Origin of the sequence: Qipengyuania sp. NPDC077410 (assembly GCF_044543405.1) — a bacterium.
Taxonomy (GTDB): domain Bacteria; phylum Pseudomonadota; class Alphaproteobacteria; order Sphingomonadales; family Sphingomonadaceae; genus Qipengyuania; species Qipengyuania pacifica.
Genome location: NZ_JBITWB010000002.1, coordinates 902,375 through 918,648 on the forward strand (window position 1 = coordinate 902,375; position 16,274 = coordinate 918,648).

Consider the following 16,274-nt stretch of genomic DNA (forward strand, 5'->3'; position numbering starts at 1 on the left):
CCTCGTGACACCACATGATCGACGGTGCGCAATTCGCTGCTTTCGCTGCAAAACCAGCTCTCAAACGAGTGAGGAAACTGCCGATCTTTCCCGATAAGCGCTGGCCGGAGCGAGTTCTCGGCTGACCGACGATATCAATCAGCGAACCCAGCGACATTCGCTGCCATCGCTGGAGCGGACAGGAAAGATACAAAATCATGCGAAAGAAAGAAGACTGGAAGACCCAGGCCGATGTCGATGCGATCGCCAATCGTTTTTTGAAAGAGAACGGAGGCGATCTGGACCAGGTCCATGGCAACGCCGTGGCAACAGCACTTGGTATGCCGAAAGGCAATCAATCGATTTACGCAAAGGTAGACGATTGGAAGAAGCGCATGGAAGCGCACGGCTTACGGCACGTAAGGCACGCGCCAGCCAGCTTGCGAGAAGAACTTGAAAAGCGGTTGCAAGCCGGTGTCGAAGACATTGTCCAGATCGCTCTCGGGCTCACCGGAAAAACTATCGACCGGGAGCGTCAGCGCAGCGATCAGACCGAGACTGCGCTGTGCGACAAGATCGCTTCCCTCGAAAGCGAGCTCCGCCGCGAACGCGAGGCTCGTGTGATCGCGGACGCAAAGGCCGAGGCGTTAGCGCAGGACTTTGCTGAACTCGCGCGGGAGGCGGCAGCCGAAAAGGCGCGTGCGGATCTCGCCGAGGCACGGCTCGACGAAATTCGGAAACAGCACGATGTTCTGCTCGGCAGGTTGAACTTAGCGTCCGTTCAAACCGAGGTGATGACGGCAGCGCACACATCCGATGAGGCCGAAGAATTCTCCATCGACATGTCGCGGTACGACTACGAGGAGTAGCACATTCTTGCGGAAGACTGGCATTGGGGCGGCCGAGAGGCCGCCCTTTTTTGTTGCCGCAGGAGGAAAACATGACCGCCTGCACAGCGTCATTTGAACGATGAATAGCCTTGATGAAGACCTGCCGGGTGAACCGGCAAGGTGAGAGGAAAAGAGTGTGAAAGCTCGGCTCCCGCCTCGCCGGTTCGAATACGAACCGAAAGGCAGATTACATGAATACATATCATATCAATCCCGAGTTCGAGGAAGCCGCGCAGCGCCTCGAAACCGACCCGCAATTTCGCGTGCTGCGCGCAGTGCCAGAGCCGTTCAGCAGCATGCCAAACAATGGCGCTCCGCCTGATGGAAGTTGCGTTTGCATCATCGACCTCGAAACGTCCGGTCTGGACCCCGAACGCGATGCCATCATCGAGCTTGCATTGATGATGGTTTTTGTAAGCGAGGACGGCGCCGTGTTGGGCCACTTCGGTCCGCTGTCGTGGAAGGAGGATCCGGTCATTCCTTTGGAGCCGGAAATCACCATGCTGACAGGGCTCTGTAATCATCACCTGACCGGTCATACAATCGATGACGCTGCTGTCATGGGAATGCTCGATCGCGCAGACCTTCTCGTCGCGCATAATTGCGCCTTCGAAATCGATTGGCTGGAACGCCGCTATCCGGCGCTGGCTGGCAAGCCCTGGGCATGCTCGATGCGTGATGTGCCATGGCTGCAATTGGGCCTTGATGGCAAAGCGCAAACGGCGCTACTCAACCAGCATGGCTGGTTCTCTTCGGCACACCGTGCGGCAGCCGATGTCTGGTCGTTGTTCGTCCTTTTGCGCGAGAGCCGGAATGGATGGCTGAAAGGTCCGCCGCAAACCCATCTTCAGCGCCTGCTGACAGCAGCCGACCGGACCACTGCAATGATCGAAGCGCGGGGTGCTCCCTTCTCTGCAAAAGATCGCCTGAGGGCCCGCGGCTATCGCTGGCAGCCTTCGCCGCAGAAAGTCTGGGCGAAAGAGATCGAGCAGGTCGCGCTCGAGCATGAGCAGACCTGGTTCCAGATCGAGGGGCTTCCAACGCCACGCGTAAGACCGATCACCGCCTGCGAGCGTCACCGCTGATTGCAGCGGCAGCTCAGCACACGTCCAACCATTTTTCGAACACCGCCAAGGCCCGCCATCGAGCGGGCCTTGGCGCATTCAGCATATGAGAAAACCAATGACCGATAACACCACTGTGACTGCAGGTGATCTGCAGGCCCTTGAGCGTTCGCTCGAACGCCAGGCGCAGGCCATCATCGATGCCCGAACCAATGACCAAGCTAGAGGCCTTTCTGCCCGCACATTTATCGTGTGCGATTTCGAGTATCGTTTTCGCCGTTCGGCGCACGAGGCCTGGGCCTATGGCCGTGAGCCCGAATATGATGATCGCGGCAACGTCAAGCCGCCCAAACTTCGCTGGCCGTTTCACGATATCGCCGCCGCTTCCTGGATCGTCCTGCGGTTCACAAACGGAAGCGATGTTCCCGAGATCGAAGCACCGCAGGTCTGGAGTCTTGAAGAAAGCGATGAGACGCCGATCGTTCAAGCCTTCTTCGAGGCGATTGAAGACGCGGGGAGTACGGCGCAATTGGTAACCTGGGGCGGGGAGGTGAGGGACCTTGCCGTCCTTCGCTACCAGGCATGCCGGTTGGGGCTACGTCTGCCGCTCCAGTTGCGCAGCACTTCCCCGCATGCGCGCGAGCGGATCGATCTGTGTCGTAGCGTTGCAGTACAGGCAGATGCCGTTCACCTCGATGAGTATGCAGCAGGAGCCGGTATTCCTGCAAAGCCATCGCCGCCGCGCTCGATCGGCAAGCTGGTCGAACAAGGCCAGTGGGAGGCGGTTGCCGACCATGTCCTGGCCGACGTTCTGACGAGCGCGGTTATAGCCCTCCGCTGGCTGGCAGCGACAGGCGAAATAGAATGCAATGTGGAGGCAAGCGAGATGGCGATTGCAAGCGCTGCGCTGGCCGCCTTTCCACAAAGCCCTTTTCTCCAGCGCGACTTCACGATCTGGGCGCGGGATCGCCTGCGTGCAGCAGGTATGGGCGGGACGATCTACCGCATGGCGGAGACCGTATCATGAAGAGCGAAGCGATACGCCATCCCACAAGCCTTTGCGTCATTGCAATCCGGCGAAATCTGGCAGCGCAGAGACATGGTTCTTTCATCGAAGGCGCGGCCGTTTTCAGCGTGGTCAAATGCCGCGATTGGGGCGCGCGGTTTTCGCTGGAAGCGCGCTCCTTCGATGAGACTCATTCGCGCGCGCAGATTATCGACGGGATCGTGCAACGCATGGCACTGGGAGCGACGGTTCTTTCGTCGGCCCAATTACACCCCGATTACCCGGTTCACCGCGTTGACGGATCGAGCCCGCCAGCAGCCGCAAACGAACTGACGCTCATCGAGCGCGCACGGCCCGATATCGAGATGCTTTGGATGCCCTATTCACCGCGCGAGATGGCCTATGTCACAGCCGCCTACGACATCGGCTCGCCAATGGGCGCCCGCATAAGGCCGCCAGGGAGCCAGGCCGGCCTCGAGGCGCAGGCCTTGTGGCTCTACTTTCTTTGGACCCGGTGCCGACCGAAGGAGCGCAACTGGCTGGCCTCTGGCTGGGAGGCCTGGCGCGCCATCGAGCGCGCAAGGGCGCTGGTGTAACTTTGCCTGCGCGAAGGAGCGTCTTCGTCATACGGAAGATGAAGACATTAGGAAGGAGGAAAAGATGATCAGACCCTGACACAGGTGGGTAGGCGCTGGCACGCGTTACTCGCCCAATCCTTAGTGCCATCACGCTGCGTGTCACGCGCAGACCATTCTGCAAGCCGCTCGTCCACTCCGGATGGCGGCTTTTTTGATATCAGAAGGAATTTCGAACATGCCTCGTACGAAAACATCCGGCCGAGCGATCGTGCCGGTCGAACGCACCACCAATCTGCCGGTCTTGCCGGAACGTGTCGCCATCGGCGGCAAAGAAGTGCGCCCGCTGCAATTTTTCACCAACCCCCACCGTCATCCGGGCGGACCTGGGCCGTGGGAATACGAGCCTGACAAACTTGCATGGATTGACGCGCCGACAGGCAAGCACTGCATTCTCCTGCGCCAGATCGCTGGCGAGTGGGCCGGCTTTGTCGGCGTCGATCCCGATCACCCGCTTTGGGGCTTCCACGTCGATGCCATTCCCGCCGCGTGTAATCTGCGGGTGCACGGGGCCATCGACTACGCGCAAGACTGCCAGAACGACGAACGGCCCGAGATCAGCGTTTGCCATCTACCAAGTGAGGCTGATCGGCTGAGAGCCACGCGTCCGTCGCGCCGATCGTCGTTTTGCGATGAACGGCATGCCGATATGTGGTGGCTCGGCTTCACCGCAAACCAACTGGGCGATCTGCTTCCCAACAGGGTCCGCACGCTCGAGCCCGAGGAGGGCGGCGTCTACCGCGACATCGATTACATGTACGGCGAGGTTATACGGCTTGCCGCGCAACTCCATGCGCTGGAAAGTTCGTCCATAGGAGCACTCTGTGCCGGTCGACTTGCTGTGCCTTCTTCTACGGTCGCGAAGGAAGGAGTGGGCGATGTTCAAGGCTGAACCTTATGGCGACAATCGCAATCCCGAGCTGCACTGGGGATACTGGCTTGCCGTCAACGACGAAGAACGGCCGCCACTGCTGGACGAGCATGGGAACGGGTGGAGCAGCGTGCGCGAGTATCTCTGGGTCGATCGACTGGGGATGGCCAGCGGATCGCCCCACGACCAGGAATGCGCGCTCGAAGTGCTGCTGTCCGTTCTCGTCGCTCTCGATCGCCAGGTCATTTCCATCGAGGAAAAGGTCATCGACCTGTTTGCGGACTCCTGGCATCTGGCGCGCCAGTTTTTCGGGCTGTGGTTGGAGGGTCAGGGCCTCGTCGAAGATGGGCTGGCACGCGGCCTGACAAGCGAGGGAAGGGCTGTCCTTAAAATGCTCGCGAGCACGCGGTCGAGAGGTGCAGCGCCAATTCCGATCGGCCTTCCGGTGTTCAAGGCCTTGAATGGTCCCGACTTAAACGAAGATCCAGCCCTGCGCGAAGCGATCATGGAGCAGTACGATACCTTTGCCGCCATTCTTCCATGTCGCTTTGTGCGCAAAGATGTGGCGGGAAGGGTGGCGATTAGTCTTACCGGACCTCCGAGTGGAAACAACATCCCGTTGGCGCGCACGCTTTGGTCGCTGTCCTTCCCCCATGATTATGAGCGCGATCGGTTCTACCGGTGGCTGGTCGATCGGATGGATCGCTGGGAAGACTGGTCGGACCGCGCACGTCATTATGGCGCACAAGCGCTTAGCGAGCATCTTCTCCGTCTGCGCTTCGCAGACGAGGCTGACACTAGCGACTGACATCGGGGCGTCTCTCCGGAGGCGCCCCCTTATTTGTCACCACATTCGCCTCTGCTGAGTTAGCCGGGCCGGATCTGAGGGCTCGGGTGCTGTCGAATGTAGAGCACCTGCTTCCCGGTCTCGCGTTTGAAACCGCCAATTTCCGCAACGTAATCCAGAACCGGGTGAGTGAACCAGGCCAATGTTTGCTGGCCAAAATCTCGAACACCATCGTAGTGTTTTACTTCGACATGGCGTCCACCCTTGAAGTGTCCACGAGTAAGGCGCGAAAGTTGAGAATAGGAAATTCCGGTGTGATCGGAAAGCTCGCGCAGGGTTAGTTTCATTGTCCTACGTCCCGCCTCGAGGGCCTTGCCAAGCTCGTAAAAAACCTCAGGGTAATAAGGCAGGGGTGGCTTTGAGTTGCCACTTTTTGTGGCCACATCACTCAGTTCCATGCCGAGTAGATCGAGGTAGCGTTCGAGCGTACCAAGACTAGGCCAACTGCTGTCGTTATCGATCCGGCTCAAAGTTTCTCGGCTGACAACAAGTACACCTGCAAATTGCTTCGGCGGCATCGAACCGTACTCGCAAGAATTCTTTCGCGCCGTGCGAAGGTAGTCGCCCAGATCTTCGCGAAGCGCTGAAATTCCTTCCGGTAAACGGTAGCGAAGAGGTTTTCTCGGCGTGCGCCCGGTCGTTTTGTGACGTTGTTGCATATTGCCATTTATGATTTCCATAAGCTGGGGATGCAACAGAAAAACACATGCCCGCCCGAACTCGATCACACCGATTGGACCAAAAAAACTTCCAAGCGGTCCGGAGTGTGCGTTCGCCGACTTACCAAATCATCTTCACGGCGCGGCAAATCGAGCAAATCGTTTCACAAAGCTCGGACACGCGATCAGTTTTATACCCGCGACGACGTCGCTGCAATGCTCGTGGAACTGGCTCGCCAAGAATGCCCCAAGCACCATCCCTGGGGCTTGGACCACTTTCGAATAATCGAGCCTAGCGCCGGTACCGGAGCGTTTCTAGCGCATCTGCCGTCTCACACCTTGGCATACGACTTGGAGCCGAAGGGACCAGGGATCATACCAGCGGATTTTTTAAAGCTGCGGCTATTCGCGCGCACACCCACTGCCATTATTGGCAACCCGCCATTTGGGAGGAATGGCAGTTTGGCAGTAAAGTTCTTTAATCATGCAGCCCTCTTTGGCGATGTCATCGCTATGGTTTTTCCGCTGTCATTTCAAAAAGTATCGGTACAAAACAGGCTCGATCTAAATTTTCATCTCGTCGAAGAAATAATCCTTCCGAAGAACGCGTTCATTTTCGATGGCAAGCCGAAACACGTGCCGACCGTTTTTCAGATATGGGTGAAAAAAGATGTCCCTCGTGAAAAGATTAAACTTGCAACTTCGCATGATGATTTAGACTTCACGACCTGGGACCACGCCAATATCGCCATTTCGCGAGTGGGGAGCAAAGCTGGTTGCCTACATTGGGACTTTGACAAAAGTTCGCAGACCACCTTCTTCATTCGGGCCAGTCCGAAGGTCATCAAAATCCTCATGTCGCTCGATCTACGCACGCCTGCCATGAGGACCACTGGTCAGCGCAGCCTGGCGAAAACCGAGCTGATAGCTTTGTATGTCCAGCGCAAACGGGAACTGGCCAGACAGTCTTTGTGCGAGCTGGATGTCATTGGCACTTTGAACCAGGCGCATCGATGGGCAGCGGCCATCTGCCTAAAAAATTTCAGCTCCTCCTTTGGAGTGCGTTGGTTGTCTCCGTCCTGTTACCAACGAACCGTTGCCGCACCTGCGGCAGCACACGTCCAAACTTATCGGGCTGCTATGGATGATACTCCGGGGCCGCATCGAACGTCCTTCGAGCCACATTCAGAGCATCTCAGCCGCGTTTCGACGGAGGCGATTTGCCGCGACCATTGTTTACGATTGCAGAGCAGGACCAATTCGGTTGGATCCAGCACAGCGACCCTGCCGCATTGACGACAGTCAATCCGCAGATTGTAACCATGACGCCGAAAATCTCCGACGTCATCTAACCGTTTGCTGCTCACGGCTTGCGCCTCACTGACCAGATTACGGTCGAGCAGGCCGTAAGGAAGATCGCAGCGGCAGCAACGATGGGGGCGTCTAAAACGATCATAGCACTCTCCGAATCAAGTGCGGACATGTTCCACATTTGTTCCGGTGTAGGAAAATGATTTCGAACGAGCTATGATTTTGCCATGCTGATCCTTGCTGCTGCCCTTGCTATTTGCGCATCCGGACCTCGGGATCACTGCGTCCACGACGGCGACACGGTCTGGATCGAAGGGGAGAAGATCCGCCTCGCCGACATCGATACGCCAGAATTGAACGGTAAATGTGCATCGGAGCGGGCATTGGCGCTTCGTGCTCGCAGCCGCTTAGTTCGGATCCTGAATGCTGGGCCGTATGTAATCAACCGTTCGGGGACAGATCGCTATGGCAGAACGCTCGCAATTCTTCACAGATCAGGGCGATCGGTCGGTGACCAGCTTATCACCGAAGGGCTCGCCTGTACCTGGTCAAGCAGGCGCGAACCGTGGTGCTAGGTTTGCGAAGATGAAGCGCAGAAGGATCATCGTCGATATCGAGTTTGGGCTCCTGCTGTTACTTCACATTGCAATGCTGGCCTTAATGTTACGATGGCTTTGGTAATGGCTGTGACAAGAGAGCAGGAGCTTTGGGCAATGGCGTTGTGGGTTGATCGCGAACACGGGGACGATGGCGAGCGGTTCATCGCAGAGCGGGTGCTTCACTTCGAAGCTAAGGGGAACGCGGCAGGAAAGGGCCTCTGGATGGAAGTGGCCCGCCGGTATGTCGAGCTGAGAAAATCTATAGAAGATGCCCCGAATTGATAGACTTGGGTGCGAAGTGCGGACGATCTGCCGCTAGCTGCTTAGGTAGATAGAATGTTACGACAAAAGCAAAACATCCAACAGGCAACCATGTCGATTTGGTGGCCTTTGCTTCGCGCGATCCTATCGTGTGCCTGAGCGCGGTCTGCTTATCGAACTGCATTGACGTGAAGCAGCGAAACAAGTCATTAGAACGTATTTTCTGATTAGACGCCCAAGCGTTCAATCTCGGCCTCGTAACTCACTGTTGGATCGCGTCGTCCTGCAGATGCTCTGTCAAAACTGACCACGCTATTTCTGCCCGCATGTTTGGCAGCATAAAGCGCCTTGTCGGCTTGTGGGTATAGTTTTTCGAACGGGCCATCGGCGACGCCCTCTGCGATCCCTATACTGGCAGTGATGTGAAGGGCAGGCGCAATGGCGCTAAAGTCGCAGTCCGCCAGTTCAACTTTTAGCGCCTCTCCCAGTCCATACAGTTCAGCGCCGGCAAGCCCACTTACCCCTACGACAAACTCTTCGCCGCCCAGCCTACCCACGCGGCAGGGATATCGATGCTCGAGCGTCAGCAACTTGCGGGCCAATATAATCAGGCTGTCATCGCCCGCCTGGTGTCCGAATCGATCATTGACCAACTTGAACCTGTCCAAATCAATCAGCAGCAAACCAAAGGGGACGTTCACTAGCTCGCCATAATCTTCTGAGCATCGAGCAAGGAAGCCACGGCGGTTTAGCAACCCTGTCAGAGGATCACGTTCGGCTAGTTTGGCCAGTTTTGCTCCGGTTTCGATAGCGATGTCGCGTTCTATGCGTAGATATCCTAACCGTGCTGCTGCCAAGGCTGTCAGACCCACAACCTGAAGGGCGGATGCGGATAGCATTACGATCCTGTCGCCGCCGCCCCATAAGACCCCACTAAGATCAACGATTTGCGTTACGGCAAGCGTTGTCATGGGAATGGTCCAGCTAATGGCTAGGTCTCGGCCCTCGGGATGACCGCTCCTCCATGCCGAAACGATGCAAACCGACGCCCATGCCAAACATGCCAGAGTCCCAATGCCCAGTACGATGGCGAACCGACTAATGTTGGCCCCGGGCAAGCAGCTCAAAATGCCCAAAAAGAAAACAAGAATACCAAGTCCGATCAGCAGCTGGCGTGCCCATCTCGGCGATGCACGGCGCAGAGCAGCTGCCGTGGCAAGTGTTGCTAACAGTATGGCGAGACAAGCCAAACCGGTTGCTAGACGGTTCGAGGTCGTGCCTGCGAGCTCGGGAAAAACCGTGAGTCCGACCTGCGACCACACTATGCCCCAAACCATTATCGTGGCAGCCCAGCCACCATGCCAGAGAAAGAAACTTTGCCGCAACCCAATAGAAAGACCGAAGTTGAATAGGGCCGCAACTCCAAGAAGAGCCAATGCGGCACCGATAGCGAACGCGGTCAACTCGAACTGGTGTCGTGCCGCCGGCTGCGAGACTAGCCGCAGCTCAAGCAACTCGTAGCTGCTTAGTCCCTCTATCCTTAGCCATACCGCGCTGGCGTGGCTCTCCAGCGACGTACTGAATGCTATCTGGCCGCCAACACGCCAATTGCGGCCGAAGGAGCCTCGGGCAACCGAGCCCGCCTTTTGTAAACCGTTTGGATGTTCAAAATAGACGTCGAGCCGCTCGAAGCGAGTGGTTTGGATGGCGAGCAATGCACCTTGCGATAACGCCGGTGATATCGGCATTCGCAACCATAGTGCCGTTCGTCTGTAACCAGTTGGCCTTCCAGCGCAGCGTAGATCAAATTGATCGGGAGCGACAAAGGACGACGAAACGGCAAAACATGTATTGGCGGGAGGGGATGCGGACAGGTCCTGGCCGATCAGCCCGGCATAGATTATTACAATCGATTGGAGCAACGACCGCCACGTGAACCAATGCGAAAACATGTTTAGCGTCAAGACTCCTGAGCGAACTCCGCCTCGGTTGAGCGTGTCCGATTCCGTATTCCGTTCATTGGTTTAGCTACATTCCACTAAATTCCGTTCAAAGCCAGCAGCTAACCCGGGATTTGCTATGCTGGAAGTCGATTGCCCCTGGCGACGCAGAGCTTCTCTCAGCGCTGCAACTGAACATATTTCGCCTCCGAGACTCGTCGAAAGTCGCAAACTTTGACGCGGTGAGACCCGATAACAGCGTGGCATGTCATCATTGACGCCAAGTTTTGATGACAGTGGCCAAGATCAATGAAGTTCTATTTGTAACGTCTCTCTTCCCCTGCGACAGAACTGAAGACATGGGCCTCGCTGATCATCGATCAAAAAAGATTTTCGTGGAGATGCACCGGAAACACGTGTGCGCCTTTGATATTATCGTAATAATTACAAGGATAAGCAGCGTCCAGTTTATATCGCTGGGGGTCGTTAAGCTTGTCGTACACATCACGCAGAATACCGTTAAAGGCTTTTTTGTTGGGAGCAGCGACTTCCGCGCTAGCGGCTTGTGGAGGAGGAGGTAGCCAATTGTCACCACTCACCTCGGCTCCTCCTCCCTTGTCTGCGCCCGATCCAGCGCCGTCGCCGTCGCCAGCACCGGCACCTGCGCCAGCGCCAGCGCCAGCACCATCGCCAAACCCGACGCCTACTCCGGCTCCAACTCCGACACCGACGCCTGCTCCGGCTCCAACTCCGACACCGACGCCTGCTCCCACTCCGACACCGACGCCTACTCCGGCTCCCACTCCGACACCGGCGCCCACTCCGACACCGAAGCCGACACCTCCGTCATGCGAGCCGAACTGCACCCCGGTCCCTCCGCCCGCAGGCTATGTGATTACGCCCAGTGATCAGCAGCCGCAGCGCTCGGTCCAGGACGACGCAGAGTATCGTCGAAATTACACCGCAGCCGAATACATCAACGCGCTCTACGCGCTCGATAATGGCTGGACAGGCAAGGGCGTTCTCGTCGGCGTCATCGATGACGGCATCCATGAGATTCCGGAACTCGAAGGCCAAGTCGATCGTGCGCTGAGCCGCGACTTTGGGGGAACCGTGGTCAACGGCCAACTTCAGCCGCGCGAAGGCGGCTCGAACAGCGGCGACATCAACTCGACGCACGGCACACCGGTCGCCGCGATCATCGGTGCACGGAATAATGGCGTTGGCATTCAGGGCCTCGCTCCTGACGTGACACTGGTTTCGCTGCGCGTGGACGCCACGGTGAATGGAAACCATATCACCGGGTTCCGGTCGAACGAGGCCATCGAATACGCCATGGCGAACGACATCAAGCTGCTGAACATGTCGCTGTCGCGCCTGGATCCGACCACGGTATCGACCATCATGCAGGATGTGCTGACCGAGTATCGCGAGTTCGGCGGCTTGCTGGTCAACAGTGCCGGCAACAACGTGCAGGGTAACCCCGGCAACTATCTCGACGTGACCGAGGCGAACGCCGAAGCACTGCTGTTCGTCGTCGCTGTGTCACCATCGCCGACCGAATATACGATCGCAGGGTATTCCAATCACTGCGGTCAGGCCATGGATCGCTGCGTCGCCGCGGTCGGAAGCAATGTCACGCATGATGTGAACGGCGAAGCCATCGCCTTCGGCGGCACCAGCTCGGCTGCACCGCAGGTGACTGCGCTCGCCGCGATGATCCTGTCGAAATGGCCCCAGCTCTCAGGCGTTGACGCGGGCAACGTAATTCTCAACACGGCTCGCGACATCGGCGACGCGGGCGTTGATGAGATCTATGGACACGGCCTGATCGACGTCAAGGCTGCGCTTTCGCCCGTCGACCCAATGCTCTCCAACGGCAAGACCTCGAGCTCGATCGACAATTCTGTCATGGTCGTGGGCGGTGCTTTCGGTGGCGGATACGGTCCGTCCTCGATCGAATCCATCTACAGCGATGTGACCGTGCTCGATGCCTACGGACGCGACTACGACGGCGATATATCGGGCTTGGTCATCCGCCCGGGCAAGGCGAACGCCAACTGGTTGCAGCGACGGATGCAGGCACAGACGAACGCTGGCTCGACTGGCTTCGTGAGTCCGAAGGCTTCGGCCTCGATCGGCTACACGGCCTTCGAGACGCAGTTCCGGGACTCGAGCGGCGATCCGATCCTCCAGAACCACCTGTCGAATGCAGCGTTCGCATTCCGCATGAACGAGGACACCACCGTGACCGCGGGCTACAACAGCGGCGACAACGTCATGGATGACATAATGGGCCTCGCGCCCAGTTCGGATGCGATGTTCGCCTACTCGCCACTCGCGCAGACCAGCATGGGTGTGAGCCACAAGCTGGGCGAGGGTCGTCTCGCTGTCTCGGCATTTGTCGGACGCCAAGAAGACACCGCTACCAACGGCCTGACGGTCCAGTGGCAGCAGGGCCCGTCCTCGCTGAAGCTCGGACTGGTCAACGAGACTGGCACCGTCTTCGGCACTCCAGTGGGTGCGGGCGCGATGCGCTTCGGCGACGGCTCGAACACGCTCTTCGTCGAAGCCGCGAGCGGCTTCGATCTCGGTCGCTGGCAATTCGACGGCTACGCAAGCCTTGGTGCGACGCGCCTGAAGCTGGCCGATGACATGCTGCTGACCGATGTAGATACCATCACCAGCGGACGTTTTGGTTTCACGGCCAGCCGCGAGGCACTCGGCGGCCTCGTAAGCTTCGGGGTCGCACAGCGTCTGGTTGCGCTCTCGGGCAATGCAACCTTCACCGTGGGCAATGGTTACGATCTCGGCATCCGGGGTCTGACCTTCGCGGATCGCACTGTCGATTTGCGCGGACGGATGACGCCGCAGCTAACTTTCGGATTTGAGAAAACCGCTGAACGTTCAGCTCTTCGGTTTGGTATAGCTGGCGACGTGCAAGGCCGCGACCTGCGCGCGGTTGGTACATGGCATCTGACGCTTAATTAATTGAGGCTACCCGTAACGCCAAGGTCGTCATATTGTTCGCCAAGCTGAGCTGCGAAAGGCAGCGCGGTCTGCTTGGATCACGACTGTCCGAGCTACAATTCGCATAGAGAGCCCCTAGGCCATCAATGGCGGCTCGTCTGACAAAGCTGTTGTCCCTTCCGTATTTACAAGAGATTTAGGCTGTAACTGTTAGATGCAGTGAACCTGAAATTACAAGTGCCACAGTTATTTGATCGAATCGCATCGCTCCTGACCGTAGAACTAGGCTGATGCCATCGAAGCAAATTGGCCGGGACTTGCCATTAAAATACCCAAAAAGCATTTTGCAGGTGCATGTGCCGAGCGGAGTGGCACTCAGTATCCATCGCTAGGTTCTCACAGCGACAACGCGCGCGGGGTTCAGAGCCTGTTCGCTGGACGATTTAAATGCGAGGGGGCTCACATAACCCTCAACAGGGGGAGATCTGCGAGACCACACCAACAAAAACTAGGCGGATCGCTACGCGATCCGCCTGACGGTGAAATGTAACAGTCAGGTGAGGCGTTTACACAACTTGATCTGTTAAACCCTGCAAAATCTGGCGACACCCTTCCTGCTGACTATATGCAACGCAAGATGTGAAGAGCGCACGATTTTATTTCTCTGAGGATCATGGCCACCGTGTTTGGCCAACGAAGCGATCAGTGCAAAACCTGAAATCGTTGATTTACGCCTTTTTCTTGCGACCGCGTTTTATATGTGGCTGTCGCCCAAGACCGATTTTTTTTGCTAGATCGCGCCGGGTTTCCGCATACTCTGACGCTACCATGGGATAATCGGACGGCAAATTCCAACGTTCACGATACTCATCCGGTGTCAAATCATGCTCGGTGGTCAGATGGCGCTTGAGCATTTTCATGCGTTTGCCACATTCAAGGCAGGCAATTCGATCTTTCTTTACAGACGCCCTAACCGAAACGGCAGGTTCAGGCATTTCCTCTTTAGAATTTATTTTGTCGCTAGCATTAGATAATGATGAGTAAACATTGGAAATTAGTTCTGCGACTGATCCAACCTCGACGTCGTTATTACTCACATGCGCAGCAACGATGTCAGCCGTTAGAGTTATTAGCAAATCTCTTTGGATTGGCACTTCGACATTGGTTTGCGTATCACTATTTTGCATTAAAATTCTCGCAATAAACAGCATTTTTATGTTTAAGATCTGGCGGGGCACTAGATTTCTAGTGTTTTCATTTAGCATCGATATTTTCAGTTAGATTAATATATCTAAGTGAATAGGCATTCCATCAACAAGCCTGTACGTGCGTAAACTATAAAATGGCAGTGATGTCAAACTAACTTGGCATTATTTATCAGGTCAGGAATTAATGACGGGCCGCGCTAAATATATAAGATGAAGTTCGTTGCAGGCATTTTCCCAACCTTTACGCATCGTCGATGCCAGGGCTTCGCGGAGAGAGTATAGAACCTCATTTAAATAGTAATACATAATTAACATCGATGATAATGATTAAATTCAATGACCGCCCCTATCAATGCATCCGTAGTTCAAATGGGGAGTAAATTATGATTAAAAGGGTCGTATTGGTGGGAGTGGTGTTAGCTTCAGCGGTGACTTCGCCGGTCCACGCACAAAATAATGTGCGTTGGTCATCGCCATCAGCTTTCACGGGTGCAAAGTATTACATGCCATCGGGGACCGTTATACGGCTGCGCACTACTAGTCAGATAAACACGAAAGACAACAAAGCTGGGAACCGCGTCTATTTGGAGGTTGCTGAGCCCATCACCTTCCGAGGTCAGGTGATCGTGCCGGTAGGGGCTCCTGTGGTCGGAGAAGTCTCTCGGGTTCAGCGAAATGGCCATTTTGGAAAGAGGGGTGAAGTTGAGATACGCCTTCGCTATATGCAAACTCCTAGTGGACCCGTTCGGCTGAGCGGAACCGGCTATGACGAGGGCAAAAGCGGTACCGCCGCCTCCGTGGCTACAATTGCGCTCGTTTCAGGTTTGGGTTTTTTGATACGCGGAACAAGCGGATATCTTGAACCAGGTACTGTGGTTGAAGGCAGGCTGGCCGAGGCGCTGCGTTTTCAGTGGAATGGAGAGACTGAAACTCTAGCTGGGATTGAAGTGCAGCCCGATGGAGCTCCAGCGCCAACGCCAGGCTTTGTGAGCCTAGAACGGTAAGCCTCGAATGGCAAAGAGCCAAGCGGAAGATAGCGCTATAACGCGGCGGTTTCCGCTTGGCTGTTTGTCGAAGTTTCCAAATCATAGCTGCAGATAGCATGTTGCTCGCTAGCGAACCAAAGACTGCATTAGCCGGTTTTCAGAAAGAGAATGTCTATGGCTCGAAGTTGAATGCGCTGAAAATTATTTTTCGCTTTCCGAGTGTATTCGCTTAAATCGAGAATTTTTCTTCATCCGTCCCTGTATTCGTTTTTTATGAAATAAGAAAACCGATTATAAAAAAAGTAGGTCTGAGATTGTTATTTTTTAAGGTCGTTGAGCTCGCCCATAAGTCCAGGCAAAGCATTGGTGGCTGAAGTTTGGATAGGCTTGGACGTCTATGGCCCTCAATCGGAAATCGAGCGTTTCCGGAAGATATGTCTAGCTCCTGCCCGCTACGGGGCTAACGTCAAAGGTGTGTTAGATATCGTCCGGGTAGCTCGTGAGTACGCCCCCAATGAGCGAAGTTCCAGCGCAATTACGCTCTGCGGAGAGGCTTGGAATTTGAGGGAGGAAGCGCAAAAACATTCGGGTACGTTTGGATTTAAATTCGATATGGCCGAGTTCCACGAGGAACTGTTCGAAAGTCTTGTCCGAGCATTTCCTGCTCTTGCATTCTACTGTGGTTGCATCGGAAGCGGTGATGAGTTCATGGGTTATGGTTGGTTCAACGGGCCCGCGACCGGAAATGCATTCGGCTATTTTGATGTGCCGGAAGACTATTGGTCCTCGACCTCACAAGACCGAGATCCTCTAGATCGTCTACTTCATGAGCGTCGAGTAGCAGCGATACAAGGGAAGGCCCTGTTGGCATCGTTGGCGAAACTGCGGTAGATTCTCGAGGATCAGAAAAACAGAAACGCAAAGTCGTCCGCCGAACGCGCACGAAACTACGTGAGATAGGATTTCGTCATCCGACCGTTGCTCTGTGATTACGGATTTCGGATTTCGCAAATTTGATGGGTAGCGCTACTTTCCTTTTGCATCGTCG

At 55.9% G+C, this 16,274-nt stretch carries 16 protein-coding genes; 12 read left to right on the forward strand and 4 right to left on the reverse strand.

The window, feature by feature from the left end; translation table 11 throughout:
* The first annotated feature begins 197 nt into the window (after window positions 1-197).
* The 6 genes from ACIGGE_RS12385 (at window position 198) to ACIGGE_RS12410 (ending at window position 5,253) form a co-directional block, all read left to right on the forward strand.
* Window positions 198-848, forward strand: a complete 651-nt coding sequence (locus tag ACIGGE_RS12385; RefSeq protein ID WP_397490581.1) for a hypothetical protein — start codon at window positions 198-200, stop codon at window positions 846-848.
* A 212-nt stretch (window positions 849-1,060) separates the two neighbouring features.
* Window positions 1,061-1,954: a 3'-5' exonuclease gene (locus tag ACIGGE_RS12390; RefSeq protein WP_397490582.1), complete on the forward strand. Its 894-nt coding sequence runs from the start codon at window positions 1,061-1,063 to the stop codon at window positions 1,952-1,954.
* A gap of 97 nt (window positions 1,955-2,051) precedes the next feature.
* On the forward strand, window positions 2,052-2,960 hold the full coding sequence (locus ACIGGE_RS12395) for a hypothetical protein (RefSeq protein ID WP_397490583.1): 909 nt from the start codon (window positions 2,052-2,054) through the stop codon (window positions 2,958-2,960).
* Complete coding sequence (locus tag ACIGGE_RS12400; protein ID WP_397490584.1) at window positions 2,957-3,535, forward strand: hypothetical protein; 579 nt, start codon at window positions 2,957-2,959, stop codon at window positions 3,533-3,535. The genes ACIGGE_RS12395 and ACIGGE_RS12400 overlap by 4 nt, the downstream gene beginning before the upstream one ends.
* Before the next feature lie 217 nt (window positions 3,536-3,752).
* Window positions 3,753-4,466 carry a hypothetical protein gene (locus tag ACIGGE_RS12405; RefSeq protein WP_397490585.1) on the forward strand — a complete coding sequence of 238 codons (714 nt, stop codon included), beginning with the start codon at window positions 3,753-3,755 and terminating at the stop codon, window positions 4,464-4,466.
* Window positions 4,453-5,253 carry a hypothetical protein gene (locus ACIGGE_RS12410; protein WP_397490586.1) on the forward strand — a complete coding sequence of 267 codons (801 nt, stop codon included), beginning with the start codon at window positions 4,453-4,455 and terminating at the stop codon, window positions 5,251-5,253. Before ACIGGE_RS12405 ends, ACIGGE_RS12410 begins: the two co-directional genes overlap by 14 nt.
* A 59-nt stretch (window positions 5,254-5,312) precedes the next feature.
* Here ACIGGE_RS12410 and ACIGGE_RS12415 read toward each other — a convergent pair whose 3' ends face one another.
* The gene (locus ACIGGE_RS12415; RefSeq protein WP_397490587.1) at window positions 5,313-6,020 is read right to left on the reverse strand and encodes a hypothetical protein; all 708 of its coding nucleotides are present in this window, start codon (window positions 6,018-6,020) and stop codon (window positions 5,313-5,315) included.
* A gap of 393 nt (window positions 6,021-6,413) precedes the next feature.
* Here ACIGGE_RS12415 and ACIGGE_RS12420 point away from each other — a divergent pair, with 393 nt between their 5' ends.
* The 3 genes from ACIGGE_RS12420 (at window position 6,414) to ACIGGE_RS12430 (ending at window position 8,143) form a co-directional block, all read left to right on the forward strand.
* Window positions 6,414-7,247 (forward strand): hypothetical protein, encoded by an 834-nt coding sequence (locus ACIGGE_RS12420; RefSeq protein WP_397490588.1) that lies wholly within the window; start codon window positions 6,414-6,416, stop codon window positions 7,245-7,247.
* A gap of 242 nt (window positions 7,248-7,489) precedes the next feature.
* Complete coding sequence (locus ACIGGE_RS12425; RefSeq protein ID WP_397490589.1) at window positions 7,490-7,837, forward strand: thermonuclease family protein; 348 nt, start codon at window positions 7,490-7,492, stop codon at window positions 7,835-7,837.
* 105 nt (window positions 7,838-7,942) lie between these two features.
* Window positions 7,943-8,143: a DUF6961 family protein gene (locus ACIGGE_RS12430; RefSeq protein WP_397490591.1), complete on the forward strand. Its 201-nt coding sequence runs from the start codon at window positions 7,943-7,945 to the stop codon at window positions 8,141-8,143.
* A 206-nt stretch (window positions 8,144-8,349) separates the two neighbouring features.
* Here ACIGGE_RS12430 and ACIGGE_RS12435 read toward each other — a convergent pair whose 3' ends face one another.
* Both ACIGGE_RS12435 and ACIGGE_RS12440 read right to left on the reverse strand, forming a co-directional pair.
* The gene (locus ACIGGE_RS12435) at window positions 8,350-9,870 is read right to left on the reverse strand and encodes a GGDEF domain-containing protein (RefSeq protein ID WP_397490592.1); all 1,521 of its coding nucleotides are present in this window, start codon (window positions 9,868-9,870) and stop codon (window positions 8,350-8,352) included.
* Window positions 9,871-10,442: 572 nt separating this feature from the next.
* Window positions 10,443-10,661, reverse strand: coding sequence for a hypothetical protein (locus ACIGGE_RS12440; RefSeq protein WP_397490593.1), 219 nt, complete (start codon window positions 10,659-10,661; stop codon window positions 10,443-10,445).
* A 292-nt stretch (window positions 10,662-10,953) separates the two neighbouring features.
* Here ACIGGE_RS12440 and ACIGGE_RS12445 point away from each other — a divergent pair, with 292 nt between their 5' ends.
* Window positions 10,954-13,053 (forward strand): S8 family peptidase, encoded by a 2,100-nt coding sequence (locus tag ACIGGE_RS12445; protein ID WP_397490594.1) that lies wholly within the window; start codon window positions 10,954-10,956, stop codon window positions 13,051-13,053.
* Between the two features lie 707 nt (window positions 13,054-13,760).
* Here ACIGGE_RS12445 and ACIGGE_RS12450 read toward each other — a convergent pair.
* Window positions 13,761-14,219 carry a MucR family transcriptional regulator gene (locus ACIGGE_RS12450; RefSeq protein WP_397490765.1) on the reverse strand — a complete coding sequence of 153 codons (459 nt, stop codon included), beginning with the start codon at window positions 14,217-14,219 and terminating at the stop codon, window positions 13,761-13,763.
* Window positions 14,220-14,623: 404 nt separating this feature from the next.
* Here ACIGGE_RS12450 and ACIGGE_RS12455 point away from each other — a divergent pair, with 404 nt between their 5' ends.
* Window positions 14,624-15,244 (forward strand): hypothetical protein, encoded by a 621-nt coding sequence (locus ACIGGE_RS12455; protein WP_397490595.1) that lies wholly within the window; start codon window positions 14,624-14,626, stop codon window positions 15,242-15,244.
* Between the two features lie 348 nt (window positions 15,245-15,592).
* Complete coding sequence (locus ACIGGE_RS12460) at window positions 15,593-16,117, forward strand: hypothetical protein (protein ID WP_397490596.1); 525 nt, start codon at window positions 15,593-15,595, stop codon at window positions 16,115-16,117.
* The last annotated feature ends 157 nt before the right edge of the window (window positions 16,118-16,274 follow it).

What these genes read in the sequence shown, in the direction of transcription:
- ACIGGE_RS12450 (WP_397490765.1), bottom strand. Translation starts at nt 14,219, where the DNA reads ATGCAAAATAGTGATACGCAAACCAATGTCGAAGTGCCAATCCAAAGA.
- ACIGGE_RS12400 (WP_397490584.1), top strand. Translation starts at nt 2,957, where the DNA reads ATGAAGAGCGAAGCGATACGCCATCCCACAAGCCTTTGCGTCATTGCA.
- ACIGGE_RS12405 (WP_397490585.1), top strand. Translation starts at nt 3,753, where the DNA reads ATGCCTCGTACGAAAACATCCGGCCGAGCGATCGTGCCGGTCGAACGC.
- ACIGGE_RS12425 (WP_397490589.1), top strand. Translation starts at nt 7,490, where the DNA reads ATGCTGATCCTTGCTGCTGCCCTTGCTATTTGCGCATCCGGACCTCGG.
- ACIGGE_RS12385 (WP_397490581.1), top strand. Translation starts at nt 198, where the DNA reads ATGCGAAAGAAAGAAGACTGGAAGACCCAGGCCGATGTCGATGCGATC.
- ACIGGE_RS12435 (WP_397490592.1), bottom strand. Translation starts at nt 9,870, where the DNA reads ATGCCGATATCACCGGCGTTATCGCAAGGTGCATTGCTCGCCATCCAA.
- ACIGGE_RS12430 (WP_397490591.1), top strand. Translation starts at nt 7,943, where the DNA reads ATGGCTGTGACAAGAGAGCAGGAGCTTTGGGCAATGGCGTTGTGGGTT.
- ACIGGE_RS12455 (WP_397490595.1), top strand. Translation starts at nt 14,624, where the DNA reads ATGATTAAAAGGGTCGTATTGGTGGGAGTGGTGTTAGCTTCAGCGGTG.
- ACIGGE_RS12395 (WP_397490583.1), top strand. Translation starts at nt 2,052, where the DNA reads ATGACCGATAACACCACTGTGACTGCAGGTGATCTGCAGGCCCTTGAG.
- ACIGGE_RS12410 (WP_397490586.1), top strand. Translation starts at nt 4,453, where the DNA reads ATGTTCAAGGCTGAACCTTATGGCGACAATCGCAATCCCGAGCTGCAC.
- ACIGGE_RS12390 (WP_397490582.1), top strand. Translation starts at nt 1,061, where the DNA reads ATGAATACATATCATATCAATCCCGAGTTCGAGGAAGCCGCGCAGCGC.